Origin of the sequence: Frankia sp. AiPs1, from assembly GCF_023716945.1 — a bacterium.
Classification (GTDB): Bacteria; Actinomycetota; Actinomycetes; order Frankiales; family Frankiaceae; genus Frankia.
Genome location: NZ_JAMQQF010000042.1, coordinates 1 through 24573 on the forward strand (window position 1 = coordinate 1; position 24573 = coordinate 24573).

A 24573-nucleotide genomic window follows, 5' to 3' on the forward strand; every position below is an offset into this window, starting at 1 on the left:
TGCGGTGGGAGGGGGGGGGACGGCGGGCGGGGCGCGCCCCCGGCCCCTCGCCCGGTCGTCGAGGAGCGCAGACCATGAAAATCGGGATCATCGGGGCGGGTCAGATCGGCGGGACGCTGACGCGGCGGCTGAGCGAGCTCGGCCACGAGGTGCGGGTGGCCAACTCGCGTGACCCGCAGACCCTGGCAGAGCTCGCGGCGCAGAGCGGGGCCACGGCCGTCTGGGCGGCCGAGGCCGCCGAGGACGCCGACGTGGTCATCATCAGCATCCCGCAGAAGAACGTGCCGAACCTGCCCGCGGGGATCCTCAAGGGGGCGAAGCCGGGGGCACCGGTGATCGAGACCAACAACTACTACCCCCAGCAGCGCGACGGTCGCCTCGACGCGATCGAGGCCGGCACCCCGGAGAGCGTCTGGGTCGCCGAGCAGATCGGCGCGCCCGTGGTCAAGGTGTTCAACGGGATCTTCTGGAAGCACCTGCTGGAGCGCGGCCGGTCGAAGGGCGACGAGGGCCGCATCGCGCTGCCGATCGCGGGCGCGGACGGTCCCGCCAAGGAGCTGGTGTTCGCGCTGGTCGACGAGCTGGGCTTCGACCCGGTCGACGGCGGCACGCTGGCGGACTCGTGGCGTCAGCAGCCCGGCACCCCGGTCTACGGCGCGGACCTCGACGCCGCCGGCACCGCGAAGGCCCTGGCGGCCGCCTCCCCGGACCGTCCGGCGGACTTCCGCGCCTGAGGGCGGCCACGGCCGGGCGCGCGACCTGCGGCGAGCCGGTCCCAGGCCCGCCGTCGAGGTCAGGCCGGGGTGCCGGCCAGCAGGGCCTCGATCTGGCCCAGGGCCTCGGACATGCCCTCGACCATGCCCATGGACACCATCTGCTCCATCGCCTCGGACGAGGGGAAAGTGCTCTCGATGGTCATCACGGTCGCCGTCGCGCCCTGCGCGGTGAGCTGGACGCGGACGATCGTGGTGGGCATGTCGAGGTTGGGGCGGCCCGTGTCGTCGGCGAAGCCGTCCTCGAACTCCAGCCGGTGCGGGACGTCGACCGCCTGGACGCGCCACCAGCCGTAGTGCCTGTCTCCCTCCGGCCCGGTCATGAAGTACGTGACCGAGCCGCCGGGAGCCAGGTCGTGGTCGACGACGGTCGCCGGGTAGGTCGGCGGGCCCCACCACCGCTCGAGCTGGCGCGGGTCGGCCCAGATCCGCCACACCCGCTGCGGCGGTGCCTCGAACCTGGAGCTGATGGTGAGGCTGAGGGTCTCAGGGTCCTTCTTCACGTCGATCACAGTCATGCGCGTCGCTCCCTGCCGTCTGCCGGCTCGCTGTCTGCCGGCTCGCTGTCTGTCGTGTCGCTGTCCGCTGTGTCGCTGTCGGCGGCGCTGAAGTCTGCCGCGCCGCTGTCTGCCGTGTCGCTGTCGGACGGGTCGGGTTCGGCGAGGACCGCGGCCATCCGATCGAGGCGTCCCAGCCACAGGGCCGCAAGCTCGTCCAGTAACCGATGAACCTCGCGCAGCGCGTCCGCGTTGCCCCGTACGCGCTGCTCCCGACCCTGCCGCCGTTTCGTGATCAGCCCGGCGCCTTCCAGCACCGCCACGTGCTTCTGAACGGCCGCGAAGCTCATCGGGAACCGCCGGGCAAGATCGGAGACCGAGTGCTCTCCGGTCAGGGTGAGCGCCACGATCTCGCGCCTCGTCGCGTCGGCCAGGGCATGGAAGAGGCGATTCGCGTGCTCGACGGAGCCGTGATCTACAACCATCGAGTTGTAGGTTAGCGGATGTCGGCGAGTGCGGCAACCGGGCTGCGGACGTGACTGAGGGTAATAATCTGGAAGTGAAGGGTGGCTAAGATCTCTCGCTCACCGACGTGATTGCGGTGGTCGGGCAGTGGCCGTCGACTGGATCCCAGGTGTCTGCCGGAAGCGGAGTTTCAGTACTCCGTGCTGTCGTGACTTCGTGCTGTCGCGCTACCCGTCGGCGAGGCGTTGGATGGTGGCGCTCAGCCAGGCCTGGAGATCGGCCGGGTCGCCGAGTTCGGACCGCAGGACCCGGCGGCGGGTCGAGACACCGAGCACGAAGGCGTCGATCGCCGCGGCTCGGCCGCGGGCGTCCGCGTCGGCCAGGCCGCTGTCGCGCAGATAGCGGTGCAGCGGCTCCAGCGAGTTCGTGTCGAGGAAGGCGGCGAGCGCCTCCGCCGCCTCGGGGCGTTCGCCGGACGCCTGTTGCAGCACGAGCAGCGGATCCTCTCCTGGTGTACCGAACCAGCGCTGGACGATGCTCGCCGCGAGGCGCGCACCCAGCGCGCTACGGTCGCCGTCGAAGGAGGTGGAGACCGGAATCTCCACCCGGGTTGCCGCCAGGAAAAGGCCGTCCTTGCCACCGAAGTAGCGTGTGATGAGGTTGGGTGACACTCCGGCCGCGTCGGCCACGCCCTTGACCGTGATCGCCGCGAACCCGTGCTGGGCGAACTGGCGTTGCGCGTGCTCCAGGATCCGCTGCCTGGTGGCGGCCGCATTGCGCGAGGGCATGTGTATCAGCATACACATTATGTGTACGCTGATACACATGAGTATCGAGATGGGGGAACGACTCCAGCGGACGCGGCGTGTCGCGACCCCGTGGAGTGACGACCCGACGCGCGGCATCAGCGCCACCCGCCTCGACGAACTGCTCGAACGCTGGGCGAACGGGTACGACTGGGGCGTGCACGAGCGCCGGATCGGGGAGTTCCCCTGGGTGACGGTGCAGGCAGGCGACACCGACCTGCGGGTGATCCACCAGCGGTCCGCGAATCCCGGCGCTCCGGTCGTCGTGCTGCTGCACGGCTGGCCGGACTCGGTGCTGCGGTTCGAGCGCGTCCTGCCCTTGCTCGCGGACATGCACGTGGTGGTTCCCGCGCTGCCGGGCTTCCCGTTCGCCGCCCCGCTGGCCATCCCCGGGATGTCGGTCAACCGGATCGCCGGGATCGTCGCGGACGCTCTGGATGAGCTCGGCTATTCGCGATACACCGTGTCCGGCGGCGACGTGGGTGGCACCGTCGCGGAAATTCTCGCGGCCGACCATCCGGACCGGGTGGCTGCCCTGCACCTCACGAACGTTGCCCCACAGCGTGCGCTCACGGCGGACCCGGCGAAGCTCGCGCCCGACGCGGCGGCCTACCTCGGCCGGGCGGCGCAGTGGTTCCGCACCGAGGGCGGGTACATCGCGGCGCAGTCGACGCGGCCGAACACGCTCGCCGTCGCCCTCGGCGACTCACCCGCCGGCCTCGCGGCCTGGATCATCGAAAAACTGGAGTCCTGGTCCGACGAGGCGGCCTTCACGCCGGACGAACTGCTCACCTGGGTCACCGTCTACTGGGTCACCGGCACGATCGGCACCTCTTTCACCACCTACGTCGAACCGGCCGCCCTCCCCGACCGGATCGACACGCCCACCGTGCTCTCCGTGTTCCCGCGCGACATCAAACCGGAGCCGCGAAGCTACGCCGAGGCGTTCCTGAATGTCGGCGATTATGTGGAACACCGGGCCGGCGGCCATTTCGCGGCCTGGGAACAGCCCGAGGCCTACGCCGAGGACCTACACCGCGCGGTCGAGCTGGGTGGCTGAGACGGAGCTGGTGGTTGCTCCACCACTGCCACGCCGTGCGCCCGGCGCGATACGCACGGCCGGGGCAGTTGCGAGCCACAATGGAAACAATGCAGCAGCGTGGGAAGGGAGCGGTCCGATGTACCACCGATTTGTCGCCGGAAAGGTCCGCGCGGCGTTCGCCCAGATCAGCGCCGGTAACTGGCAGGCAATGATCGACGCGATGGCGCCCGAGTTCACCTACCGTTTCTACGGTGAGCACGCGCTGTCGGGGGAGCGGCACACCAAGGCGGCGCTCGCCCTGTGGTGGCAGCGCAACTTCCGGCTCATGCCTGACCCGCACTTCGAGGTCAGGGACATCGTGGTTGCCGGGCCTCCGTGGCGCACGCGGGTCGCCACTCTGGTGGAGGTGAGCGCGACCGTGGCCGGCGAGATTCCCTACCGCGACGTCTTCATGCAGATGATGAAGATGTCGTGGGGCCGTATCACGGATATCAGAACCCTGGAGGACACCGTCGTGTTGCAGCGAGCGCTGGACTCGTCCGCCCAGCGCGGCGCGGCCGAGGCGCTGGCCGACCCGATCACCGACGAGCACGCCGCGACGTGACGCCGTCGCCGGCATCGGGGCTCGGTGACCGTCCAGATCACGGCGACGGCGACGGCGCGGCGACCGGGCGAGCTGTTGGCACGAGGGTGGGCGGGGAACTGTTCAGGAGGAGGTCCACCTGCGGGCGGGCGAACGCAGGCCGGCGCGCACCGGGATACTTGGGGTTGGCCCGCGCCATGCCGGGCGGTGGCGATCTCGGCCCGGCGGGCCGACCTGGAGGAGCGTCGAATGAAGTCGTCGGCTCGCCTCGGCCGCCCGGTGAACGCTGATGCCGAGCGCACCCGGCACCGGATTCTGCTGGCGGCGATGACGCATGTGGCCGAGGTGGGGTACTCGAGAGCGACGATGAAGTCCATTGCCGAGCAGGCGGATCTGACGAGCGCGGCGATCTATCGGTACTTCCCGTCCAAGGCGGACCTGGTCCTCCAGGCCCTCGACGACGTCTTCGCCGCCGTGGTGGGACGGCTGGCGGCGGCGGCCTTCTCCACCGAGGGTTTCCGCGCTCGCCTGGTCGCGTTGCTGGAGGAGGCCCTCGCGTGCATGGCGGATCATCCGTCGATGACCCGTTTCGAGGCGAGCCTGCTGTTCGAGTCGACGCAGTCCCCGGAGTTCGCGGCCGCGGTGGGGTACCGCCGCCACACCGAGGAGACGCTCTACCGCCGGCTGGTCGTCGAGGCAGTCGAGGCCGGTGAGCTGCCCGGCGACACCTCCGTTCAGGCCATGGTCGACCTGCTCACCTCGGTGAGCTGGGGGCTGACCCACCTGTCGGCGACCGTCACGGCCGACCGGCATCGGGCGGCCATCCGCCTGACCGAGTCGCTGCTCGCCCAGGGGCTCCCGACCGGCTCCTGACCCACCCGACGCAGGCCCGACCCGACCTGAACACCGTCCGACCCAGCCTGAACACGGCCCGAACCCGCCTGAACACCGCCCGGCCCCGCCTGGCACCGTCCGGCCCGGCCTGAACACGGTTCGACCCGGCCTGAACACGGTCCGAACCTGCTTGAACACCGCCCGGCTCCGCCTGGCGCCGTCCGAACGCAGCTCGGGCTCGGCGCGCCGGAGCCGGGCAGGCCACGCGCCGCCGCGGCCGGTTTCCGGAGATTCCTCTGCGTTCGGCTGTTGACATGAGCTACGTCACATCTTAAAGTAAGTAACTGTTCATTTACTTCCTTGTCGTTACCGCACACGCCGCCGCCGGAGCTGGCGCCCTGGGGATCGGACGCGCACCGCTGCGGGCGCACCCTCGAAGGAGGAGATGAGTTGACCATCCACGCCGAGCCGCAGGCTCCCGGGCGGGCGGCGACGCCGGCCTTTCCCCACGCAATCACCGATCCCTCGCTCGTACCGGTCGAACGGTACTTCGACCGGGAATTCGCTCGGCGGGAGAAGGAGAAGCTGTGGCCGCACGTCTGGCAGCTCGCCTGCCGCCTCGACGAGATATTACGCCCCGGTGACTTCACCGAATACCGCATCAACGACCAGTCCATCCTCATCGTGCGGGAGACCGCCGACACCGTGAAGGCGTACTTCAACGCCTGCCGGCACCGGGCGACGGCGCTGGGAAACGGCACCGGCACGTTCCACGGCGGCCAGATCGTCTGCCCTTACCACGGCTGGCGATGGAACCTGGACGGCTCCAACTCCTACGTCTACGCGCAACGAGGTTTCACACCGGCCTGCCTCACCCCCGATTCCCTGCGCCTGCGTGAGTGCCGGGTCGGCACCATGTTCGGGATGGTCTTCATCAACATGGACCCCCTGGCCCCTCCGCTGGAAACGGCGATGGCCGGGATCGCCCAGGCCCTGGCCCCGATCGGGTTCGAGCGGATGCGGGTCCGCTGGTGGCGCCACCTCATCATCCCGGCGAACTGGAAGATGGCACAGGAGGCCTTCATGGAGGCCTACCACGTCATGCAGGCGCATCCGTCGCTGAGCATGGGCGCGGCGGACGACGACTACGATATCGACGTGCTCGGCGGCAACTTCGAGTGCTTCGCCGGCGGGCATGCGCACCTGCGGCCCAGCGACGGCTCGGTGCCCGTCCCCGGCATGTCCATGGCGGACTACTTCACCCAGTTCAACAACGCGCTGTACGTCGGGACCGACGCATACGCGACCGACCGGGAGATGTTCCTCCAGCAGAGCCTGGCGACACGCGACATCGATCCGGACGAGTACCCCATGGCCTTCTTCGGGGCGCTCTACGAGTACGCCGCGGGCGCCGGCATCCCGCTTCCGCCGCCGGCCACCGACACCACCGGCTACGCGCACATCTTCCCGAACATGACGGTGCTCCCCGCGTACGGGAACTCCATCGTCTACCGGGTGCGGCCGAACGGGGACGATCCCGAGTCGTGCCTGTTCGAGGTGTGGGCAGTCCAGATTCCGGCCGACGGCGACGACGAGCCGGACCCGCCGGTCCTCGAAGGCCCGATCGAGGTCGAGGACTGGCCGCAGATCTTCAAGGAGGACTTCCGGAACATCACGGCCCAGCAGAAGGGTGTGCACACCCTGGGCATGCAGAACCTGGTGCTTTCCGGCCGGTACGAGTCGATGATCGTGAACAGCCATCGGGTGATCGACGAATACCTGTCCCGATGACCCGGCGCCCGGCGCGGGTCCGGGTCGAGCCCGCCGGGATCGACCTTCCGGTCGGGGCCGGCGAGACCGTCTTCGCCGCCGCGCTGCGCACGGACCTGACCTGGCCGACGATCTGCTACGGCCAGGCCCGATGCACCGCGTGCGCGCTGCGGGTGGTCGACGGCCACCAGAACCTCGGCCCGCCGGATGCCGTCGAGCAGGGCGTCCTTCGCCAGCTCGCCAGCCGGCGCGGCCGTCGGTCCAGCCGCGACACCAGGCTGGCGTGCCGGCTCACCGTGACCGGCGACGTGACGATCGAGAAGCGGGGCGTCCGAGCGAACTCCCGGAACGTCGCAGATGCTGCGGACTCCGCAGATGCCGCGGACTCCGTGGAGGTCGCGGACTCCGCGGACGTCGGCCCCGCGCGGTAGCACCGGCGCGGGCCGGCGCCATCTTCGCCGAACCGACAGGCCTGAATCCCTGACAGTCGTGCCGGAGCCATCGGGGGAGTGCTCCGGAACAGAGGAGCGAACATCCATGGATTCATCTGAACCGACACACTTATCCGCCACCGATGCCACCGAGGAAGCCGCCGAAACCGCTGCCGAGAAGGCCGCCGAGACGTTCGACGTGGTCGTGGTCGGGTTCGGCGGGGCGGGGGCGTGCGCGGCGATCGCGGCCGCCGAGCGCGGCGCCTCCGTCGTCGTCCTGGACCGTTTCTACGGCGGCGGTTCGACGACGCATTCGGGCGGGGTCGTCTACGCCGGCGGTGGCACGGCCCAGCAGACCCAGGCCGGGGTCACGGACACGGTCGAGGGCATGTACGAGTACCTCCGCCTGGAGGTCGGCGACGCCGTGGCCGCCGCCACCCTGCGCCGGTTCGCCGAGGGCAGCCGGGAGATGATCGGGTGGCTCGGCCGGCAGGGGGTCGAGTTCGAGGGCAGCCTGTGCCCGTACAAGACGTCCTACCCGACGAACCGGCACTACCTCTACTACTCCGGCAACGAGCTGGCCGCCGGTTACGCCGACGTCGCGCCCCCGGCGCCGCGGGGGCACCGCACCCACGCGAAGAACTTCTCGGGGGCGAGCTTCTACGGCCGGCTGCGGGAGTCGGCGCTGCGCCTGGGAGTCGAGTTCCGCCCGCTCGCCGAGGCCCGTGGCCTGGTCGTGGAGAACGGCAGGGTGGTCGGTGTCGACTACGACGCGCCGGCGCCGGGACATGAACCGGGCGGATGGCACCGGACGTACACGGAGCTCGCGGCGAAGGTCCACGTGTGGAATCCGGCGCTCGGTGCCCGGCTCAGTGCGGTCGCGGTCGCCGCCGCCCGCCGGCGTTCGTCGCCCCAGCGGGTTCGGACAACCGGCGGGGTGGTGCTCACCACCGGCGGGTACGGCTTCAACCGGGAACTCGTCGCGCGCCACGCCCCCGCCTGGGCGGGCCTGAGGGCGCTCGGCACGGCGGGCGACACCGGCGCCGCCCTCGGCCTCGCCGCCGAGGTGGGCGCCGCCACCTCGCACCTGGAGAAGATGTCCGGCTGGCGGTTCCTCTCCCCGCCCTCGGACTTCATGCGCGGGATTGTCGTGAACGGCGAGGGCGCGCGCTTCGCCAACGAGCAGCTCTACGGCGCGACCTTCTCGAGGCCCCTCGTCGAGGAGCAGCACGCCCGCGGCTACCTCGTCGTCGACGCCGAGACGTGGCGCCGGGCCCGGGGCCAGATCCGCACTCAGTCGGCGTTCTTCCACCTCCCCCAACTGGGCTACCTGTTCGGCCCCGCCGGCCACCGACGCGGTGCCACCCTCGGCGAGCTGGCCCGCCGGATGGGCATCGACCCGGGCGGCCTGGAGAAGACGGTCCGGGAGTACAACGACGGGGCAGCGGCCGGCCTGCCTGACCGGTTCGGCAAGACCGGGGAGTTTCACCGGGCGATCGGGGATGGCCCCTACTACGCGGTGGACGTCTCGGCCCGGGCGTCGTCGCTCTACCCGTTCCCGTTCATCACTCTCGGCGGCCTGAAGGTCGACGAGGACAGCGGCGCGGTCCTGCGCCGCGACGCCTCCGTCGTGCCCGGCCTGTACGCCGGCGGTCGAGCGGCGGTCGGCCTGTGCAGCAACAGCTACGTCTCCGGGCTCGCCCTCGCCGACGCCGTGTTCTCGGGCCGGCGCGCCGGTGCGCACGCGGCGGGCAGGGCCGTTCACGCCGCGCAGGCTGTCCAGTCCGCGCAGGCCGTCCAGTCGACGCAGGCCGTTCAGTCCACGCAGGCCGGCCACTCCACACAGGCCGTTCACTCCAGGCAAGGGGAGCTCACGTGAGCATCTCGGCACCCCCGGACTCCGCCGCCGCGGTCGATCTTGCCGCGCCGCCGGACCTCGACGTCCAGCTCGGCCTGTTCCGCACGGCCACCAGGATCGCGCGGTTCGACGAGAAGTACCGCTCCCTGATGACCAGTGGCGCGATCGGGGGTATGTACTACTCGCCGCGCGGGCAGGAGTTCGCCGCCGCGTCCGTCGCCGCCCATCTGCGCCGGGACGACTACGTCGTCACCACCTACCGCGGGTTGCACGACCAGATCGCCAAGGGCCTGCCGCTGCGCGAGCTGTGGGCCGAGTACCTCGGCAAGGCGGCCGGCACCTGCGCGGGCAAGGGCGGACCGATGCACGTCACCGCGCCCGAGTACGGGCTCATGGTGACCACGGGCGTCGTCGGATCGGGCCTGCCGATAGCCAACGGGCTGGGCCTGTCGGCCCAGCTTCGCGGCACCGACCAGGTGACCGTGGTCAACTTCGGCGACGGCGCGTCCAACATCGGGGCGTTTCACGAATCGTTGAACCTGGCGTCGATCTGGCGCCTGCCCGTCATCTTCGTCTGTCAGAACAACCGGTACGCCGAGTACACCCCGCTGCGCGAGGGAACGTCGGTCGACCGGATCGCGCAAAGGGCCGCCGGGTATTCCATGCCCGGTGTCACGGTGGACGGGAACAATCCGATCGAGCTCTACAACGCCGCCGGCGCCGCGATCGAGCGGGCCAGGTCCGGCGGCGGCCCGACGCTGCTCGAGGCGATGACCTTCCGGTTCTGCGGCCACATCATGGGCGATCAGCAGGTCTACATGCCCGCGGAGGAACTGCGGGCCGCCATCGCCGCCGACCCGCTGGTCCGCTTCCGGGCGCAGCTCGCCGCGCACGTCGGCGAGGACGAACTCGCCGCGGTCGAACGCGCCGCCGCGGCCGAGGTGGCCGACGCCTGGGAGTTCGCGCGGACCGCCGAGCTGCCCGCGACGAGCGAACTGACCACCGACGTGTACGCGGCCACCGCGCAGGACGGAGCGACGACATGACAGGCGCCGGGACGGCGACGCAGCAGAAGGCCCGCACTCTCGGCATGGTGCAGGCCCTCAACGAGGCCCTCGACGTCGCGCTGAGCATCGACCCGACGGTCTTCGCGCTCGGCGAGGACATCCAGGAACCCGGCGGCGGCGGGTTCGGCGTGCACAAGGGCCTGGGCGTCAAGCACGGCGCGCACCGGGTGCGGATGACCCCCATCTCCGAGCAGGCCATCATGGGCGCGGCCATCGGCGCGGCGATCTCGGGCCTGCGTCCGGTCGCCGAGATCATGCTGATGAACTTCGTGCACGTCTGCATGGACCAGCTCGTCAACCACGCCGCGAAGCTGCGTTACATGTCCGGCGGGCGGACCCCGGTGCCGCTGACCGTGCGCACCGCCACCGGCGCGGGCGGCGGTTTCGGCGCGCAGCACTCGGACATGCTCGAGGCCCAGCTCGTGCACGCGGCCGGGCTCAAGGTGGTGGTGCCGAGCAACCCGGCGGACGCCAAGGGGCTGCTGCTGTCCTGCATCTTCGACGACGACCCGTGCGTGTTCGTCGAGATGACCGGGTTGTACTTCGCCGCCCGCGGCCCGGTGCCCGCCGGCGACCACCGGGTGCCGCTGGGCCGGGCGAACATCGCCCGCGCGGGCGATGACGTCACGGTGGTCACCTACGGGCGCCAGGTGACCGACTGCCTGGCGGTCGCCGAGCAGCTCGCGGGCGAGGGGGTGAGCGTCGAGGTGATCGACCTGCGCACCCTGGCGCCGCTCGACACCGAGACCCTGCTCAGCTCGGTCGCCCGGACCCGCCGGGCCGTCGTCGTCCACGAGGCGGTGCGGCGCAACGGCTTCGGCGCCGAGCTCTCCGCGACGATCCACGCGGAGCTGTTCGGCCAGCTCGCCGCGCCCGTCGTCCGGGTGACCGCGCCCGACACGCCGGTGCCCTACGCGAAGTCCCTCGAGGAGGCCTACATCCCGAGCCGGCCGCGGATCGCGGCGGCCATCCAGTCCACGCTCTGATCCACGCTCTGATCGGCCGCGAGCCGCGAACAGTCGAAGGAGACACGCCCGGTGGCAGAGGAACTGCGCATCCCTCAGCTCGGAGTGACGATGACGGAGGGCATCATCGGCGAGTGGCTCGCCGATGACGGTGCCCCCATCGAGGCGGGCCAGCCGCTCTACGTTCTGGCGACCGACAAGACCGAGACCGAGATCGAGGCGCCCGCCGCGGGCACGCTGGTGATCCTCGGGGTGCCGGAGGAGACCTATCCGGTGGGCACCCTGGTCGGCCGCATCGAATGACCGAGGGGTCCCGTCCGGCCGGGCGGGACCCCCACCGCGGTCCTACCGGGTCCTACCAGGCCGGGTGCAGCTCGCGGGCCCGGCAGAGGTCCTGGGCCTCGATCGTCGTGCCCAGCAGGGGCTCGGCGTCGGGGCTGTCGAGCAGCCAGCGCACGGTCGCGCCGATCGCCGAGGGGGGAGCGGCCCCGACGAGCTCCCGGCCGTAGTCGCGCACCGAGATCTCGTTGCGCTCGGTGGCGACGAAGCCGGGCTCGACGTTGAACACGCGCAGCCCGCGCCCGGCGTACTCGGTGTGCAGGACCCCGACCAGCGGGTTTCCCGACGCCTTCCCGACGGCGTAGGCCAACCCCCAGCCACCCTGCCCGGCCGGGGCGGGGGGGACGAGCCACGCCGCGCCGGAGGTGATGGTGACGACGGCCCCGCCGCCGCGGGCGAGCATCGCCGGCAGCAGCGCGCGGGTCAGGATGATCGGGGCGATGCAGTGGGCCTCGAACATCTTCTCGTAGGCCTCGAGCGGGGTGTCGAGGAAGACGTCCATGATCCCCGGGCCGATGTAGCGCCCGTTGTGGACGATGACGTCCACGCCGCCCCAGGCGTCGAGGATGCGGCCCGCGGCGGCCTCGACCGACTCCCGGTCGGTCAGGTCGCACGGCACGATCAGGGCCTTGCGACCACGGGCCTCGACCTCGGCGGCGGTCTCGGCCAGGCTGCCGGGTAAGGGGCGCGCATCGGAGTGGTGCACGGTCAGGGCGTTGTCGCGGATCTCGCCCGGCTGGACCGTGCGGGCCGAAATCGCCAGATCGTAGCCGGCTTCGGCCAGGGAAAGGGCGATCGCTTTGCCGATGCCCCGGCTCGCGCCGGTGACGAACGCTGTAGCCATGAAACCTCCAGAGCCAGAGTTGGATCATCGTCAACCTACCGCTTTGCCGTGATCGCCGTCACTTGTGGCGAGGCTGCGACGCCCAGGGGTGAGGCACGGGTGGGGGCGGGTGCAATCCGGGGTGGCCCCGGCCCGCGCATCTCGCCGCCCCGGCCCTCGCGGGGGCCGCCGAACTTGACAGGACGATCCATCCTGGCCAAAATCGAATGTATGTTCGATCTCTTCGGAGTCCGGCCACGCCCTCGCATCGCCGGGCGCCACCTCGTCCCCGAGCGGCACGTTGTCCCCGGGCGGCGCCTCGCCCCCGCGGGTCATGTCGCTCCTGCGGGTCATGCCGCGACGGTCGGCCAGATCCCGGCGCAGGCGGTCGGTCCCGCCGACTGCCACCCGCCGTCCGGCCAGGCAGCCCGCGGCCTGCCGCCGAGCGTGGCCCGGGTGGCGGCGCGGATGAGACTGTCCGCGGAGCTGCTCGCCGCCATCCTCGAGGTTGACGGACGATCCCGGGCCACCCTCGACGACATGGAGCGCGCCGACGCCCTCGCGGACGTTCTGCTCGCCCGCCGCCGGCAGCGGGTCGGCCCGCATCGTCCCGAGCTCGCCCGGACCGGGCGTGGCGGCTGACGGGTCCGCCGGTTACCAGGGCACCACGCCCGCGTCGTCGAAGAACGCGCCGGTCGGGCCCTCGTCGGGCCGGGTCGCGAGCCGGATCGCGATCGCCGCGCCCTGTTCCGGGGTGCGCACGCCGCGCAAGGCGTTGAGGTCGGTCGCGGTGAATCCGGGGCTCACCCCGAGTTCTGGCTCACCCCGAGTTCTGGGGGTGGGCAGCGGGGTCGGCGGCGCCCTCGGCGAGCAGGCGGGCGAGGTTGGCAAGCCCCTCGACGGACTGAGCCCGCATCGCGTCGTCGAACGCGGGGCCCAGGTCGGGGAAGTCCACCGTCCGCCGGAACCGGGTTCGTCCGCCGGTCAGAGCGGTGAGGTCGTAGCCGATCCGCACCCGGCCGGCGTCGACGTCGGTGCTGAACTCCAGTCGGCGCGGACGGTCACAGGCAACGACCGTCCAGGTCACGGTGTTCTCGACGGCGGCGACCGTCACCTGCTCCAGGATCCGGTCGCCGACCCGGGCCGGGCGGTCGACGGTGCCCTCGACGCGGCGCGCCGCCGGATGCCACCGCGGCCAGTAGCCGGCCGTCGTGGCGAAGTCGAACACGGCCTCGATCGGCCGGTCGGTGACGATGTCGTCGCTTACCTGCGGCATGACAGCTCCCGAATGGCTGGTCAGGTGTGGGCGGCGGGTCAGACGACGTGGCCGGCCGGCGCCGGCGAGGGTGGCAGCAGGCGCAGGTCGGGCGGCGTGCCGACCTCCTCGTAGAGGGCGGCGAGGTGGTCGGGGGCGAAGAACTCCTCGCCGGGGTAGCCCCCGCCGACCATGGCGAAGAACTTCGCGCGGTAGGCGGGGCTGCGCGTCGCCGCGGACAGCGTCGCGTGGAGAAACGGCGGAAGTGTCAAGGCCGCCACCGCGACGGTGAACGCGAACGTGCCGGCGCTGGCCCGGTCCCGACGCGCCACATAGTCCGCGACGGCCCCGTCGATCGGGGACTCGCCGGACAACCCTCGGTGCAGGGCCTCGGCGAGCAGCTCGGCGTGGCGAAACGCGTCGGTGATGCCCCAGGCGGTGAGCGGGTCCTTGTGGTAGCCGGCGTCCCCGACCAGCGCCCAGCCCGGTCCGTGGGATCGACGGTAGAAGCTGTCGGCGTAGCGCAGCCCCCGGAAGCGCTCGGTCCGCGTGGCGGCCCGAAGGTCCGCGCCGAACTCGGGCACGACGCCCGCCACCACGGACCGGAAGCTTTCCTCGACGTCGGCCCGGAACTCGCCGAAGGCGTCGCGGCGGCGCATGACCGCGACCATGGTGCGGCCGTCGTGGGTGGGGCAGCTCGCGAACTGTCGCCCGTGCGCCGTCCGGTTGTGGAAGCCCCAGTCGAGGCCGTCGAAGTAGGAGTAGTAGACGAACCCGCTCGCGGGCACGTTGCGGTAGACCTCCGCGCCGACCAGCCGGGCGAGCGTCGAGTCGACGCCGTCCGCGCCGACGACGAACCGCCCGCCGAAGGCGGTCTCGCTGCCGTCCGCGTCGTACCCTCGAATGCCCGTGACCCGGCCGTCGGCGACGATCGTCTCGGTGACGGTGAAGCCCTCGATCACCTCGGCCCCGGCCGCGCGGGCCGCGTCGACGAGCAGCGCGTCGAGCACCGTGCGGCGCGGGCAGAGGACCTCGGTGATGCCGTCGATCGCGTCGGCGAAGCCCTCGGCGTGGATGTCGTCGTAGGAGAAGGTCATGTGCCGCACCGGCGGCACTCCCGTCGCCCGCAGGCGGTCGAGCAGCCCCCAGTCGCGCAGCCGGGCGAGGCCCGTCTGGTGGATGAAGTGCGTCGACACGGTGTCGCTCGGGAAGGTGGCCCGGTCCACGGCCAGCACCCGGTGGCCGCGGCGGGCCAGCAGCATGGCCAGCGGCGAGCCCGCGCACCGGGCCCCGACGACGATGACGTCGTACATCAGGCGAACTGCTCGAGTACCTGGGCGATGACGGTGCGGGTTGGCACTGGCAGGTCCTTCCAGCTCGGGTCGAGGTCGTCGGCGAAGGAGCGCCGGTAGTCGCCCGGGCGCGGGCGCAGCGTCGGGCTGTAGACGGAGTGGAACTGGACGGAGAGCTTCAGCCCGGGCGCGCCGGCGATGGCCACCGGTCCGGCCGCGAGCGCCAGCGCGTCGAAGACCTGCAGCTCACTGCGGTCGGCATGGTGCACGGCGAGGACCACCCAGCCCGCGCCGCCAGCCGGATCGGGGACGTACACCGGTGACTCGCCCACCGTGCCGGCGGGGAACGACCACGCGGACTGCTCCGTCATCGCCTCGGCGTCGAGGCAGACCAGGGAGGACGGGATCTCCCGGGTCGGTAGGCGGTCCACGGGCACGACGCGCCAGGGATGCGCGGCGTACAGGTCGACGATGCGGGCGACGAGCATCTCCGGGTCGCATCCCCAGTACGCCTGCCAGAGGTACCGGCCTCGTTCGAGGGCGCCGCGGCGCAGGTCGCGGGTGTACAGCAGGGTCGCCCAGTGCCGCTGCGGGTCCAGGAACAGCCGGCTGTCGCGGACCTCGCCCGTGCGACCGTCGATGACGTAACGCCCGACGGGGGAGGCGTCGACGGGTGCGGAGATGAACCCGTGCAGTCCCGGCGCGAGCGCGGCGCCCGAGCGCCAGACCCGGTCGGTGGCGGCCAGGCTGTAGTTGAGGTCCCAGCCGTTGGAGTGCGCGATGTACATCGTCACGTCGTCGCCGTCCTGGCGGTAGGCGGCGAAGTGGTGGAACGACTCGTAGGGGACGCGGGCGTGGGTCACCGGGACCGTCCGGCCGCGTCGGGTCGCGGTCAGGTCCCGCTTGGCGACGAGGTAGATGTCGGTGAAGGGCAGGTGCGGCTTCGTCCGGTTGCGCCCGGCGACGCTGCCCGGCTCCTGCTGGAAGCCGATTTCGGTGACGATGACGTAGTCCTCGGTCACGGTGACCTCGTGGACGCCCTGCATCAGGTGGGCGCCGGGCACGCACCACGTCTGCACCGGGCCGGCGCCGTCCCAGCGCGCCACCCACAGGGTGCCCTCGACGTCCGTCGACGACGTGCCCTGCGGGTGCAGCCGGGTGTTGCACCACCACATGCAGCCCTCGTCGAGGTCCTCGACGGGATGGGCCGCCGTGCGCACCCCGGCGAACAGCGGATGCGCCGCCACCTCCGGATACTCCTCGACGCCGCCGAGGAAGCTGTGAAAGTCGCCGGTGGCCGGGTCGACCTCGACCGGGCGCTGGCTGATGCCGGTCAGCAGCAGCCGGTCGCCGAACAGATGCGGCGCGACGTTCGTCAGCGCCGGGCGCGCCCCGAGAGTGAGCGCGGCGAAGTCCGCGGCCGGCAGGGCCTGGCGCAGAGCGGCGAACAAGGCCAGGTCGGGGGTGCGCACCCGGCTCGTCCGCCAGTGCCGGGCCCCGAGATCGACATGGGTGAGAATCCCCGGCCCGGCGAACATGAAGTTGACCTCGGTCGGCTGCGCAGGGCCGATCAGGTAAAGATGCCCGGCGAGGCCGTCGGGCCATCGCCCCGCCGTCACGGTCAGGTCGAGGTCGTATTCGGCGCTCGTTTCCAGGGCGTGGTGAAGAGCATGGCCCACGATGTACCCCTTCGCCGGATTGCGTGCGGCAGCGCACCGCCCGCGTGCCGGCCGGACGTGCCGAGTGCGGCACGCGCGGCCGGTCGGTCGGCACGCCACGACGCTACGACCCGGCGCCACGGCCGCCCGCTGCGAATCAGGGTTTCCAAACGTGTCATAGGGAGCCGGGCAGTCAGCTGGTAAGTCGGCCGGCCCCGGGCGCCCACTGCGGAGCCGGGTGGTGGCGCGGATTGCGGTCGCGGACAGCTTTCGTCTGCTGTTCACCTGCTGTGCGACCCGTGCACCTCGCCCTGTGAAAGCGTCCGATAGCCGGTCGGCAGGAGTCCGTGAAGGGGTGTGGATGACCGCGCTGGACGAGGCGAGCACGTCCGAGGGACGATTCACCGGACTCATGGCCGCTCTGGCGGCGTCACGACTGCCGGATCCCTATCCCCGTTACCGGGAGATCCAGCAGCTCGGCGCCTTCCTGCCCGCCGACCTCGCCGGCGCCACGGTCACGGTCGTCACCACGCTCGCGGGGGCCACGGCGGTGCTGGCCCATCCGGCGATCGGGCACGGATACCGGGACGGTGTCAGCTACCGAGGTGGCGCCGACGACGGGCTCGGGTCGTTGCTGCGCGCCGACCCGCCCGACCACGCCCGCCTGCGTCGCCTGGTGGGCAAGGCGTTCACCCCCGCCGTCATCGCCGATCTGGTCCCGGAGCTCACCGCCCTGGTCGACGACCTGCTCGACGCCGCGATCGACCGCGGCGAGGTCGATGCGGTCGAGGCCCTTGCCCGCCCGCTGCCCCTGCGGGCGATGTGCCGGCTGCTCGGCGTCCCCGCCGCGGACGAGCAGGAGTTCGGCGGCTGGGCGGATGCGCTGACCCGGGGACTCGACCCGCCGCTCCTGCTGACCGCGGCGGAGAAGTCGGCCCGGGCGCACGCCACGGTGGCCTTCGACGAGTACTTCCGTGAGCTGATCGCGCAGCGTCGTCGTGCGCCGCGCGAGGACCTGCTCAGCCGGCTCGTCGCCCGCCACGACGACGGTGACGTGCTCTCCGAGCGCGAGCTGCTCGAACTGTGCACCCTGCTGCTCGTCGCCGGGTACGAGACGACCGTCAACCTCATCAGCGGCGGCATCCTCGCGCTGCTCGCCCATCCCGACCAGCTCGCTGCCCTGCGCGCCGATCCCGCGCTGGTCGGGCCCGCCGTCGAGGAGATGCTCCGCTACGACCCGCCGGTGCAGTTCATCGCCCGAACCGTGCTCGCCGACGCCGAGATCGGCGGCCACGCGTTCACCGGCGGCGACGGGGTGATCATGATGATCGGCGCGGCCAACCGGGATCCCGAGGCGTTCGACCAGCCCGACCGCTTCCTCGCCGACCGCTACGCCGGAGCCGGCCGGACGCCGCGTCACCTGGGCTTCGGCACGGGCATCCACTACTGCCTCGGCGCCCCGCTCGCCCGCATTGAGGCCGAGCTCGCCTTCCGCGCGCTGCTGCGCCGGGTCCCGTCGTTCACGCTGGCCGAGCAGGCTGTCGTCTACCGGGACCAGATCGTCATCCGCGGTGTGCGGACACTGCCGCTGAGCCTGTCGGCCTGAGCGACCGGACTGCCTCCGGCGCCGGAGGCTATCTGGACAGCATTCCGCAACGACCCTGATTACCCGCTGATCTGGCCGGGGACACGGGTGGATGCTCGGCGACGTCCGCTGACGAACAGCTGGCGGGCGATCGCCCGGTTGGACAGTCCTTCGCCGATTAGGGTGAGGACTTCCCGTTCGCGCGGGGTCAGGTCCGCGGGCGTCAGGGCGGTGCCGGTCGCGGCGCGCGGCGTCGTCGGCGATCCCGAAACCGGTGACCTTCACCGTGCCGCCGGCCCCCACGGCACCCAGTTGGACACCGAGGTTGACAAGGGCGCCGACAAGGTTGGCCCCGTGAACGTGGGGGTTGCCCTATCTGTCGGTCGCAGGACATGGACACAGAGTGGCGTGGCAGGCGCGGAGGGCCAAGTCGACACGGGCGGCCGGGCGGGCTCGTTCTCAGCCAGCGGACCTGGGACACGCGGCCACCGGCCGATCTCCACGAGTCGTCCGACCCGTGATGACCGGCCGGTGGCCGCATCGCCCGCGACCGCCGGGCGGCGTATGCCGAGCGGAACACCGCATGCAGGCGCCCCACTCGGCCGACTACCCGCCAACGGCTGCCTACTAGCCAGCGAGGTCGACGTCCTCCGCGTCATCCGCGGGACCGTTTGAGCTTGAATCGTGCTGCTCCGACCAGTCGTCCCACTTCTTGTGGTGGTCCTTCTTGTGCTTCTTTTCGAACCAGGTCACCCGCTCGAAGGTCGCCTTCTCCTTCTTCTTGATGACGTGCTGCTTCTTGTGGTCCCACTTGTCCCTGTTCGGGTCCCACGCCACGAGGTTCGCCTGATCCGCGTCGTCCTCCGTCGGATCATTGCCGGTCCACGTCGGGTCGTCGTCACTCCAGTTCGGGCTGTCGTCACTCCAGTTCGGGCCGTCGTCACTCCAGTTCTGGTCGTCGCCCGGCCCCTTCTTGTCGTCCCACTTGTCGTCCCACTTCTTGTGGTGGTCCTTCTTTTCGTACCAGGTCACCCGCTCGAAGGTCGCCTTCTCCTTCTTCTTGATGACGTGCTGCTTCTTGTGGTCCCACTTGCCCTTGTTCGGGTCCCATCCGTGCCAGTCGGCCGTCAACCATGGGTCCTGGATTCCGGCGGCCTCGGCAGTGCCTGCGATGGGAGCGGCCACGGTCGGCTCAGCAGCCTGTGCCATGGCCACGCCCGGACCAAGCAAGACGACGCCGGTCGCGACACCAGACATTGTAAGAAGAGCGGCGTAACGTCCGGTCCTGTTCTTCATTCCGTACCCTTTCTCGCAACTTCAATTGACCCCACTACTGCGAGCAGCAACCTAGCTGATCGATCTACTGAATCGGCGCAGCCGGCCGAACGGGTTACCCGCGGGACAGCTGACGGAGTCGAATCTCCATAGACATTGGACGGTTCACTTTTTGGCCCCCCAACCGCCGGAGTTCCGGGATTGTGTCCAGGCAAAAGGCATCGGAAGGCTTCCCGGAAGATGGGAAACAGAGGGCGACGTGCCGCCGGATCGGCGGCGTGCCGACGAGTCAGAAGAAAGACCTGCAGCCCGCTGGGTGTGGCGCTTCGTCGCGGCACCAGCTAAAGGCATACCTTCCCCGAATGATGCGCAATGCTATCGGTTGCCGGCGGCCCGGTGAGGAAAGCCGGTTTACAACGTATTTATGTGATCGCACGGACACGGGGGAGGATGTCCGGCGGATCGCCCAGGTGAACGATGCCGAGGGCTCGATTCGCCTCCGTCGGCCGGGCTCCAGAACCTTGTTCAGTCGCTCCTGCGGATTCGACGACCAGATCTGCCGCCAGATCTCCCGCGGGGTAGGAAGTGAACGCGAGCAGATCCGCTCTCGCCTCTTCCAGATGCGCGGCGGCGCGCGGTAATTTTTCGGCGAGAGCGTCGACGACCCGGTGTTCTTCCAGCCAGTCGCGTAGTTCGGGGTCCACGCCGTACACCTCATCGCCGGCGACCCGCAGATCTACCGGTGCGTCCGTCACCCAGAACCGGCGGATCATGTCCAGCGCCAGCAGCGGCTTGGTCGCGAACCCCACCCTCGCTGGCACGCCCGCCGCCGCGCACCACACCCGATCATCCATCCAGCTCGCGGGAAGATAAAAGCTCCCGGTCGACGAACGCCCGTCCCTTCCCGGACACGTAGGCGGCGAACACCCCGATCTGACAGTTTTCGGTTGGTCCCGCGGTGCCCTTATACCCTCGCCGGGCAAATGCCAAGAGCGTCGGTCTTGCGACCGCCATGACAGCCGCCTTCACCGCCCGCGGCGCGCCCGACCCGACCGCGCATCTCGCGGGTGAGCTGGGTGTCCTCGCGCGCAGGCGGGGCTACGCCGAGTGGTCAGCGGGCGACCATGACGTTGAGGTGAGCTCGCGCAGTACACCTTGGCGGCCGTGGACGGACTGCGGGCAGCGAGCGCGTCGCTGGGCTGACCACGCGACTTCCGGGCGTGGCGAGGCTATCGGGCGTCGAGGAACTGGAGGCGGCTGTTTGCGCGCAACGCGAAGATGCCGATGCAATCCGCCTGGCTGGTGGCGGGCAGCCAGGCGTCACCCAGGTGGCTCGACACGGAAACGCTGCGGCCCGACGCAATGGTGGTCTGCGCGATCCGGTTTCCCGCGGCGTCGAGGTAGTAGAGCTGAATGAGCTGGGAGCTGCCGTTTTCCACCAAGAGTTGCACCGGGGCCTGGAAAAGGGACCGGATATGGCCTTCCGACGAACACGGATACTGACTCGCCCCGGCAAAGGTGTAACGCAGCGGTCTGGGACCGGCCGGTGTCGTCGCCGCGGGTGGCCGGAGCGACGAGGCTGGCGTGCTGTCGGCGAGGACATACGGCTTCGGGGAACGGGTCCGCACGGGGTAGGTGGGGGACGGAGTCGGTCCGACGACTACTCCGGGCGACGAGGAAACGGGGCCGGAGATGGGCGGGCTCGGGATGGGCCTGTCCGGTCCGTTCGTCAGCCGGGTCACGACACTTACGCTGAACGTTACCGCCGCGATAATGCCCGCGACCACCGTCCAGAAGGCGACGGCCCTGTTGCCGAGCAGGCCGCCGGAACCACCGGAATCGCTCACAGGGTCCCCCAACCCATGACCCACGGGCCGCCGCGAACCCGGATGTCGGAGTCCTTACCCCACCGGACAGCGTCACCCATGAAGTGATCTGTCCGCATTGTACCCGGCGCGGGCGCAATGACCGGACGGCGCAGCACGTCTGCCGTGTCCGGCTCGCCGTGATGGCGGCGTCGGGGACCGTTTCCCGGCAGGATGGGGTCATGAGGATCGCGCAGGGGCAGGTCGCGGTGGTGACCGGGGCGGCCAGCGGCATCGGGTACGGACTGGCCGAGGCGCTCGCGGCCCGGGGCGTTCACGTTGTCCTGTCCGACGTGCAGGTCGGCGCCGTCGAACGGGCCGCGGCCACGCTCGCCGAGACCGGGGCCACGACGCTCGCGGTCGCGGCCGACGTCGGCGACGCCGATCAGGTGGGCGCCCTCGCCGCGGCCACGATCGACCGGTTTGGCCGGGTGGACCTGGTGTGCAACAACGCCGGCGTGGTGAGCCGGCCGGCGCCGATGTGGGAGCAGAGCCTGGCCAGCTGGCGCTGGCTGATCGACGTGGCGCTGCTCGGGGTCGTCCACGGCGTGCACCACTTCGTGCCGCACCTGATCCGTCAGGGCGGTGGCCATGTCCTGAACACCGCCTCCGTCGGCGGCCTCATGCCGCTGCCGACGCTGACGCCGTACAACGCCGTCAAGCACGCCGTCATCGGGCTGACCGAGACGCTCGACCTGGAGCTTCGGGCGCTCGCCCCGACCCTCGGCGCGAGCGTGCTGTGCCCGGGGCCGGTGGCGACCGCGCTCAGCGAGACGTCGCGGGCGAACCAGCCGGTGGGCGCGCAGACCCCCGACCCGGCGGACACCCTCGAAGACCGGGCGGCGCAGCGCGGCGGCTCCGTCCTGCTTCCCGCGGACGTCGCCCGGATCGCGATCGAGGGCATCGAGGCGGACCTGGTCCACATCCTCACCAACCCGGAGACGGCCGCGGGGGTGCGGGCGCGCGTCGAGGCGCTCCTCGCCGACCTCCCCTGGTAGGCGCCGCCTGATCCCGGGCCGCTGCGGGCGGCGGTCCATACGCGCTCAGGCGAGCAGGAGCCGCTCCAGGCCGGCGCGCTGCTCGGGGGTGAACGGCATCGAGTGCAGCCGGGCGGCGTCGACCTTGACCAGGGTCGCGGTCAGGTTCGCCGCCGGGTGATCGTGTTGGGTGAGTTCCAGGGCGAAGGTCAGCGAGCTGGTGCCGAACTTCGACAGGGCGACGTCGAACAGGACATCGCCGGTGAACAGCTCCCGGCGGAAGGTGCTGGCCACGTCGACGACGGCGAGGTCGGCGGGGGCGAGCAGCCCCTCGCAGGTCGTCGCGAGCGCTCGCGCCCAGGCCTGTGCGGCGATCTCCAGAGCCAGGAAGAAGGGCACGTGGCGGTGCTGGCTCAGCACGCCGTCGCGATCCGGCCGGTGCGTCACCGGCAGCATGTACCGCAGCATCGCCGGCGGTGCCTCGCTCCCCCTGAAGGCCGCGCGGCACGGCCGCGGGCGCTACCGAACCCGGGTCGCCTCGGTTGCCCGACCCGCCTCGGCTCGAACCGGTGAGCTGCGAGTTCGGCCCTCATCCGGCGTCGTGCCGCATTCCGACCCTACCGGTCGGCGGGGCTCGGTGTGCCGGAGTGGGATGCGCCGGAGCGGGATGTGCCGGAGTGGATGTGCCGGCTTGTCTGCGCCGAGACCGGGGCGGCGAGGATCGCCGTCACCAGATCGACGAGGTGACTGGCGAACAGGCGGTGGTCCGGGCGGTGGTGCTCCCGGGCGCGGGTGGCCAGCTCGCCGTTGAGGAAACGGATCGCCGCGAACCGGCGGTGCAGCGGCGGGCCGATCGCGGCGGGCGGCAGGAACGGCGTGACCAGGGCGCGCCAGCGGACCATGCTCGACGCCGCCGACGCCGCCGCGAAGGTGGCGGCGAAGCGTTCCGGGCGTGCGGTCACCTCGGCGATGATCTGCAGGTATTCGGGTCCGCCGTCGTCGTGGTCGAGGCGGGCCGCCTGGGGGAGCACGAGGGCCGCGGCCAGCCCGCGCAGCCCGGGTTCGCCGGCGGGCTCCCCGTCGAGTTCCCCGGGGGGCTCCACGGTGGGCTCCCCGTCGAGCAACAGGGCGTCGAGCAGGCCGAGCCGGTGGGTCTCGATGTCCCGGTGATGCCGGGCGATGATCGCGGCGAGGACGGCCTGCCGGTCGCCGAAGTGGTATTGCAGCGCGCTGGTGTTGAGCTGCCCGGCGGCCTTGCTGATCTCGCGCATGCTGGGGCCGTCGATGCCATCGGCGGCGAACAGCCGCTCGGCGGCCAGCAGCAGGTCGCGGCGGGTGTGCTCGCCGCTCATACCGTCGCGATCCGCGCGCTCGCCCGGGCGAACAGCCGCCGGGCGGTCGCGCGCAGCTGCCGGCCGACGGCGGGGTCGGCCTGGCCGGCGCAGGCGCGGGCGTAGGTCCCCTCCAGGATGATGCCGATCTTGTAGCCGGCGAGGACCTCGTACCAGGGCAGCGAACGCAGGTCCCGGCCACTGATCTCGCCGTAGCGGGCGACGAGCTCGGCGGCCGTGGGGAACCCGTCCCAGGGACGCACGCCCGGCGCCCCGGACGGTGGCCCCTCGGGACCGGGCCAGCTGCTGAGCAGGCCGCCGAGGTCGAGCAGGGGATCGCCGATGGTCGCCAGCTCCCAGTCGATGATCGCGGCGAGCGCCGGGCGGTCCGCCGTCACGAGCACGTTGGCGAAATGGTAGTCGCCGTGCACCAGCCCGGGGCGGAAGTCGTCGGGCCGGTGGTCGTCCAGCCAGGAGCCGATCGCGTCCAGCTCGGGAGCCTCGGGCCCCGGGTAGCCCGCCAGCGCGTGGTAGCCCTCGAGCTGACCGCGCCAGCGGCCGACCTGCCGTTCCAGGTAGCCGTCGGGCCGGCCCAGGTCGGCGAGGCCGGCGGCGGTGTGGTCGACGGCGGCGATCGCGGCGGCCCCCTCGGCCATCGCGAGGCCCAGCCGATGCCGCCAGCCGGCCGAGGTCCGGTAGCCGGCGGGCAGCTCGACCGTCGGGTTGGCACCGTCGACCGGTTCCATCAGGTAGAACGCCGCGCCCAGGACGGTCTCGTCGGAGCAGGCGGCGATCAGCCGGGGATGCGGCACAGCCGTGGACGCCAACGCGGCGAGCACGCGCGCCTCCCGGCGCATCGTCCGATCGCTGTCGGGCCGCTTGTGCACGGGTGGGCGGCGCAGCACGAACCGCAGCCCACCGCGGTCGAAGCGGACGAGCACGTTCTGGGTGCCGCCGGCGAGCCGCTCGACGGCGGTGATCGGCCCCGGCGGCAGGCCCTGACCGTCCATCCACGCGGCCAGCCGCCCGAGGTCCACCCCGGGCACGGCGCCCGCCGGGTCGTCCGCGGCGCCGGTCATGCC

General features: G+C 71.4%; 25 protein-coding genes and 5 pseudogenes. 14 read left to right on the top strand and 16 right to left on the bottom strand.

Annotation, left to right across the window (positions count from 1 at the left end):
• Positions 1–74 precede the first annotated feature (74 nt).
• On the top strand, positions 75–734 hold the full coding sequence (locus ND748_RS07185) for an NADPH-dependent F420 reductase (protein ID WP_251744876.1): 660 nt from the start codon (positions 75–77) through the stop codon (positions 732–734).
• A gap of 59 nt (positions 735–793) precedes the next feature.
• Here the strand turns inward: ND748_RS07185 and ND748_RS07190 are convergent, their stop codons facing one another.
• The 3 genes from ND748_RS07190 to ND748_RS07200 form a co-directional block, all read right to left on the bottom strand.
• Complete coding sequence (locus tag ND748_RS07190; RefSeq protein ID WP_251744877.1) at positions 794–1291, bottom strand: SRPBCC domain-containing protein; 498 nt, start codon at positions 1289–1291, stop codon at positions 794–796.
• Positions 1288–1755: a helix-turn-helix transcriptional regulator gene (locus ND748_RS07195; protein ID WP_251744878.1), complete on the bottom strand. Its 468-nt coding sequence runs from the start codon at positions 1753–1755 to the stop codon at positions 1288–1290. Before ND748_RS07195 ends, ND748_RS07190 begins: the two co-directional genes overlap by 4 nt.
• A 207-nt stretch (positions 1756–1962) precedes the next feature.
• Positions 1963–2523 (bottom strand): TetR/AcrR family transcriptional regulator, encoded by a 561-nt coding sequence (locus tag ND748_RS07200; protein WP_251744879.1) that lies wholly within the window; start codon positions 2521–2523, stop codon positions 1963–1965.
• Positions 2524–2560: 37 nt separating this feature from the next.
• On the opposite strand from ND748_RS07200, the gene ND748_RS07205 reads away from it, so the two are divergent.
• The 9 genes from ND748_RS07205 (at position 2561) to ND748_RS07245 (ending at position 11394) form a co-directional block, all read left to right on the top strand.
• Complete coding sequence (locus tag ND748_RS07205; protein ID WP_251744880.1) at positions 2561–3601, top strand: epoxide hydrolase family protein; 1041 nt, start codon at positions 2561–2563, stop codon at positions 3599–3601.
• 118 nt (positions 3602–3719) lie between these two features.
• Positions 3720–4187 (top strand): nuclear transport factor 2 family protein, encoded by a 468-nt coding sequence (locus ND748_RS07210; RefSeq protein WP_251744881.1) that lies wholly within the window; start codon positions 3720–3722, stop codon positions 4185–4187.
• A 228-nt stretch (positions 4188–4415) separates the two neighbouring features.
• Positions 4416–5039 carry a TetR/AcrR family transcriptional regulator gene (locus ND748_RS07215; protein WP_251744882.1) on the top strand — a complete coding sequence of 208 codons (624 nt, stop codon included), beginning with the start codon at positions 4416–4418 and terminating at the stop codon, positions 5037–5039.
• A 411-nt stretch (positions 5040–5450) separates the two neighbouring features.
• Positions 5451–6791 carry an SRPBCC family protein gene (locus ND748_RS07220; protein ID WP_251744883.1) on the top strand — a complete coding sequence of 447 codons (1341 nt, stop codon included), beginning with the start codon at positions 5451–5453 and terminating at the stop codon, positions 6789–6791.
• Complete coding sequence (locus tag ND748_RS07225) at positions 6788–7201, top strand: 2Fe-2S iron-sulfur cluster-binding protein (protein WP_251744884.1); 414 nt, start codon at positions 6788–6790, stop codon at positions 7199–7201. The genes ND748_RS07220 and ND748_RS07225 overlap by 4 nt, the downstream gene beginning before the upstream one ends.
• A 106-nt stretch (positions 7202–7307) precedes the next feature.
• Positions 7308–9080, top strand: coding sequence for an FAD-binding protein (locus tag ND748_RS07230; protein WP_251744885.1), 1773 nt, complete (start codon positions 7308–7310; stop codon positions 9078–9080).
• A complete protein-coding gene (locus tag ND748_RS07235; protein ID WP_251744886.1) occupies positions 9077–10105 on the top strand; it encodes a thiamine pyrophosphate-dependent dehydrogenase E1 component subunit alpha in 1029 nt (342 codons plus the stop codon). The genes ND748_RS07230 and ND748_RS07235 overlap by 4 nt, the downstream gene beginning before the upstream one ends.
• On the top strand, positions 10102–11112 hold the full coding sequence (locus ND748_RS07240; RefSeq protein ID WP_251744887.1) for an alpha-ketoacid dehydrogenase subunit beta: 1011 nt from the start codon (positions 10102–10104) through the stop codon (positions 11110–11112). The genes ND748_RS07235 and ND748_RS07240 overlap by 4 nt, the downstream gene beginning before the upstream one ends.
• 51 nt (positions 11113–11163) lie before the next feature.
• Positions 11164–11394, top strand: coding sequence for a lipoyl domain-containing protein (locus ND748_RS07245; protein WP_251744888.1), 231 nt, complete (start codon positions 11164–11166; stop codon positions 11392–11394).
• Positions 11395–11446: 52 nt separating this feature from the next.
• Here the strand turns inward: ND748_RS07245 and ND748_RS07250 are convergent, their stop codons facing one another.
• On the bottom strand, positions 11447–12274 hold the full coding sequence (locus ND748_RS07250; protein ID WP_251744889.1) for an SDR family oxidoreductase: 828 nt from the start codon (positions 12272–12274) through the stop codon (positions 11447–11449).
• A 210-nt stretch (positions 12275–12484) separates the two neighbouring features.
• Between ND748_RS07250 and ND748_RS07255 the strand changes: the two genes are divergently transcribed.
• Entirely contained in the window at positions 12485–12895 is a 411-nt protein-coding gene (locus tag ND748_RS07255; RefSeq protein WP_251744890.1) for a hypothetical protein, read from the top strand.
• A gap of 12 nt (positions 12896–12907) precedes the next feature.
• Here ND748_RS07255 and ND748_RS07260 read toward each other — a convergent pair.
• The 4 genes and pseudogenes from ND748_RS07260 to ND748_RS07275 form a co-directional block, all read right to left on the bottom strand.
• Positions 12908–13054: pseudogene (locus ND748_RS07260) on the bottom strand (dehydrogenase); the annotation flags it as partial.
• A 19-nt stretch (positions 13055–13073) separates the two neighbouring features.
• A complete protein-coding gene (locus tag ND748_RS07265) occupies positions 13074–13529 on the bottom strand; it encodes an SRPBCC family protein (RefSeq protein WP_251744892.1) in 456 nt (151 codons plus the stop codon).
• Positions 13530–13567: 38 nt separating this feature from the next.
• The gene (locus ND748_RS07270) at positions 13568–14821 is read right to left on the bottom strand and encodes an NAD(P)/FAD-dependent oxidoreductase (RefSeq protein ID WP_251744893.1); all 1254 of its coding nucleotides are present in this window, start codon (positions 14819–14821) and stop codon (positions 13568–13570) included.
• Entirely contained in the window at positions 14821–16479 is a 1659-nt protein-coding gene (locus tag ND748_RS07275) for a carotenoid oxygenase family protein (RefSeq protein ID WP_251744894.1), read from the bottom strand. Before ND748_RS07275 ends, ND748_RS07270 begins: the two co-directional genes overlap by 1 nt.
• Before the next feature lie 340 nt (positions 16480–16819).
• Here ND748_RS07275 and ND748_RS07280 point away from each other — a divergent pair, with 340 nt between their 5' ends.
• Positions 16820–18064, top strand: coding sequence for a cytochrome P450 (locus ND748_RS07280; RefSeq protein ID WP_251744895.1), 1245 nt, complete (start codon positions 16820–16822; stop codon positions 18062–18064).
• A 107-nt stretch (positions 18065–18171) separates the two neighbouring features.
• On the opposite strand, the pseudogene ND748_RS34525 reads toward ND748_RS07280, so the two are convergent.
• The 4 genes and pseudogenes from ND748_RS34525 to ND748_RS07295 form a co-directional block, all read right to left on the bottom strand.
• Positions 18172–18285, bottom strand: a pseudogene (locus ND748_RS34525) (response regulator transcription factor); the annotation flags it as partial.
• Between the two features lie 385 nt (positions 18286–18670).
• Positions 18671–19339, bottom strand: coding sequence for a hypothetical protein (locus ND748_RS07290; RefSeq protein ID WP_251744896.1), 669 nt, complete (start codon positions 19337–19339; stop codon positions 18671–18673).
• A 517-nt stretch (positions 19340–19856) separates the two neighbouring features.
• Positions 19857–19986: pseudogene (locus ND748_RS34960) on the bottom strand (transposase); the annotation flags it as partial.
• Positions 19960–20305 (bottom strand): annotated as a pseudogene (locus ND748_RS07295) (transposase); the annotation flags it as partial. The pseudogenes ND748_RS07295 and ND748_RS34960, both read right to left, overlap by 27 nt.
• A gap of 1 nt (position 20306) precedes the next feature.
• On the opposite strand from ND748_RS07295, the pseudogene ND748_RS34965 reads away from it, so the two are divergent.
• Positions 20307–20521 (top strand): annotated as a pseudogene (locus ND748_RS34965) (TetR family transcriptional regulator); the annotation flags it as partial.
• A 26-nt stretch (positions 20522–20547) separates the two neighbouring features.
• On the opposite strand, the gene ND748_RS07300 reads toward ND748_RS34965, so the two are convergent.
• A complete protein-coding gene (locus ND748_RS07300; RefSeq protein WP_251744897.1) occupies positions 20548–21165 on the bottom strand; it encodes a hypothetical protein in 618 nt (205 codons plus the stop codon).
• A gap of 200 nt (positions 21166–21365) precedes the next feature.
• Here ND748_RS07300 and ND748_RS07305 point away from each other — a divergent pair, with 200 nt between their 5' ends.
• Positions 21366–22181 carry an SDR family NAD(P)-dependent oxidoreductase gene (locus ND748_RS07305; protein ID WP_251744898.1) on the top strand — a complete coding sequence of 272 codons (816 nt, stop codon included), beginning with the start codon at positions 21366–21368 and terminating at the stop codon, positions 22179–22181.
• 45 nt (positions 22182–22226) lie between these two features.
• Here the strand turns inward: ND748_RS07305 and ND748_RS07310 are convergent, their stop codons facing one another.
• From ND748_RS07310 to ND748_RS07320, 3 genes are all read right to left on the bottom strand, one after another.
• On the bottom strand, positions 22227–22628 hold the full coding sequence (locus ND748_RS07310; RefSeq protein WP_251744899.1) for a thioesterase family protein: 402 nt from the start codon (positions 22626–22628) through the stop codon (positions 22227–22229).
• A gap of 149 nt (positions 22629–22777) precedes the next feature.
• A complete protein-coding gene (locus ND748_RS07315; RefSeq protein WP_251744900.1) occupies positions 22778–23512 on the bottom strand; it encodes a TetR/AcrR family transcriptional regulator in 735 nt (244 codons plus the stop codon).
• Positions 23509–24570, bottom strand: a complete 1062-nt coding sequence (locus tag ND748_RS07320; RefSeq protein WP_251744902.1) for a phosphotransferase family protein — start codon at positions 24568–24570, stop codon at positions 23509–23511. The genes ND748_RS07315 and ND748_RS07320 overlap by 4 nt, the downstream gene beginning before the upstream one ends.
• Between the last annotated feature and the right edge of the window lie 3 nt (positions 24571–24573).

Excerpts from the sequence above, each read along its gene's own strand:
- ND748_RS07185 (WP_251744876.1), top strand. The coding sequence starts at position 75 with ATGAAAATCGGGATCATCGGGGCGGGTCAGATCGGCGGGACGCTGACG.
- ND748_RS07255 (WP_251744890.1), top strand. The coding sequence starts at position 12,485 with ATGTTCGATCTCTTCGGAGTCCGGCCACGCCCTCGCATCGCCGGGCGC.
- ND748_RS07205 (WP_251744880.1), top strand. The coding sequence starts at position 2,561 with ATGAGTATCGAGATGGGGGAACGACTCCAGCGGACGCGGCGTGTCGCG.
- ND748_RS07280 (WP_251744895.1), top strand. The coding sequence starts at position 16,820 with ATGACCGCGCTGGACGAGGCGAGCACGTCCGAGGGACGATTCACCGGA.
- ND748_RS07225 (WP_251744884.1), top strand. The coding sequence starts at position 6,788 with ATGACCCGGCGCCCGGCGCGGGTCCGGGTCGAGCCCGCCGGGATCGAC.
- ND748_RS07190 (WP_251744877.1), bottom strand. The coding sequence starts at position 1,291 with ATGACTGTGATCGACGTGAAGAAGGACCCTGAGACCCTCAGCCTCACC.
- ND748_RS07270 (WP_251744893.1), bottom strand. The coding sequence starts at position 14,821 with ATGTACGACGTCATCGTCGTCGGGGCCCGGTGCGCGGGCTCGCCGCTG.
- ND748_RS07230 (WP_251744885.1), top strand. The coding sequence starts at position 7,308 with ATGGATTCATCTGAACCGACACACTTATCCGCCACCGATGCCACCGAG.
- ND748_RS07310 (WP_251744899.1), bottom strand. The coding sequence starts at position 22,628 with ATGCTGCGGTACATGCTGCCGGTGACGCACCGGCCGGATCGCGACGGC.
- ND748_RS07215 (WP_251744882.1), top strand. The coding sequence starts at position 4,416 with ATGAAGTCGTCGGCTCGCCTCGGCCGCCCGGTGAACGCTGATGCCGAG.
- ND748_RS07315 (WP_251744900.1), bottom strand. The coding sequence starts at position 23,512 with ATGAGCGGCGAGCACACCCGCCGCGACCTGCTGCTGGCCGCCGAGCGG.
- ND748_RS07200 (WP_251744879.1), bottom strand. The coding sequence starts at position 2,523 with ATGCCCTCGCGCAATGCGGCCGCCACCAGGCAGCGGATCCTGGAGCAC.
- ND748_RS07320 (WP_251744902.1), bottom strand. The coding sequence starts at position 24,570 with ATGACCGGCGCCGCGGACGACCCGGCGGGCGCCGTGCCCGGGGTGGAC.
- ND748_RS07210 (WP_251744881.1), top strand. The coding sequence starts at position 3,720 with ATGTACCACCGATTTGTCGCCGGAAAGGTCCGCGCGGCGTTCGCCCAG.
- ND748_RS07305 (WP_251744898.1), top strand. The coding sequence starts at position 21,366 with ATGAGGATCGCGCAGGGGCAGGTCGCGGTGGTGACCGGGGCGGCCAGC.
- ND748_RS07265 (WP_251744892.1), bottom strand. The coding sequence starts at position 13,529 with ATGCCGCAGGTAAGCGACGACATCGTCACCGACCGGCCGATCGAGGCC.
- ND748_RS07195 (WP_251744878.1), bottom strand. The coding sequence starts at position 1,755 with ATGGTTGTAGATCACGGCTCCGTCGAGCACGCGAATCGCCTCTTCCAT.
- ND748_RS07250 (WP_251744889.1), bottom strand. The coding sequence starts at position 12,274 with ATGGCTACAGCGTTCGTCACCGGCGCGAGCCGGGGCATCGGCAAAGCG.
- ND748_RS07290 (WP_251744896.1), bottom strand. The coding sequence starts at position 19,339 with ATGAAGAACAGGACCGGACGTTACGCCGCTCTTCTTACAATGTCTGGT.
- ND748_RS07240 (WP_251744887.1), top strand. The coding sequence starts at position 10,102 with ATGACAGGCGCCGGGACGGCGACGCAGCAGAAGGCCCGCACTCTCGGC.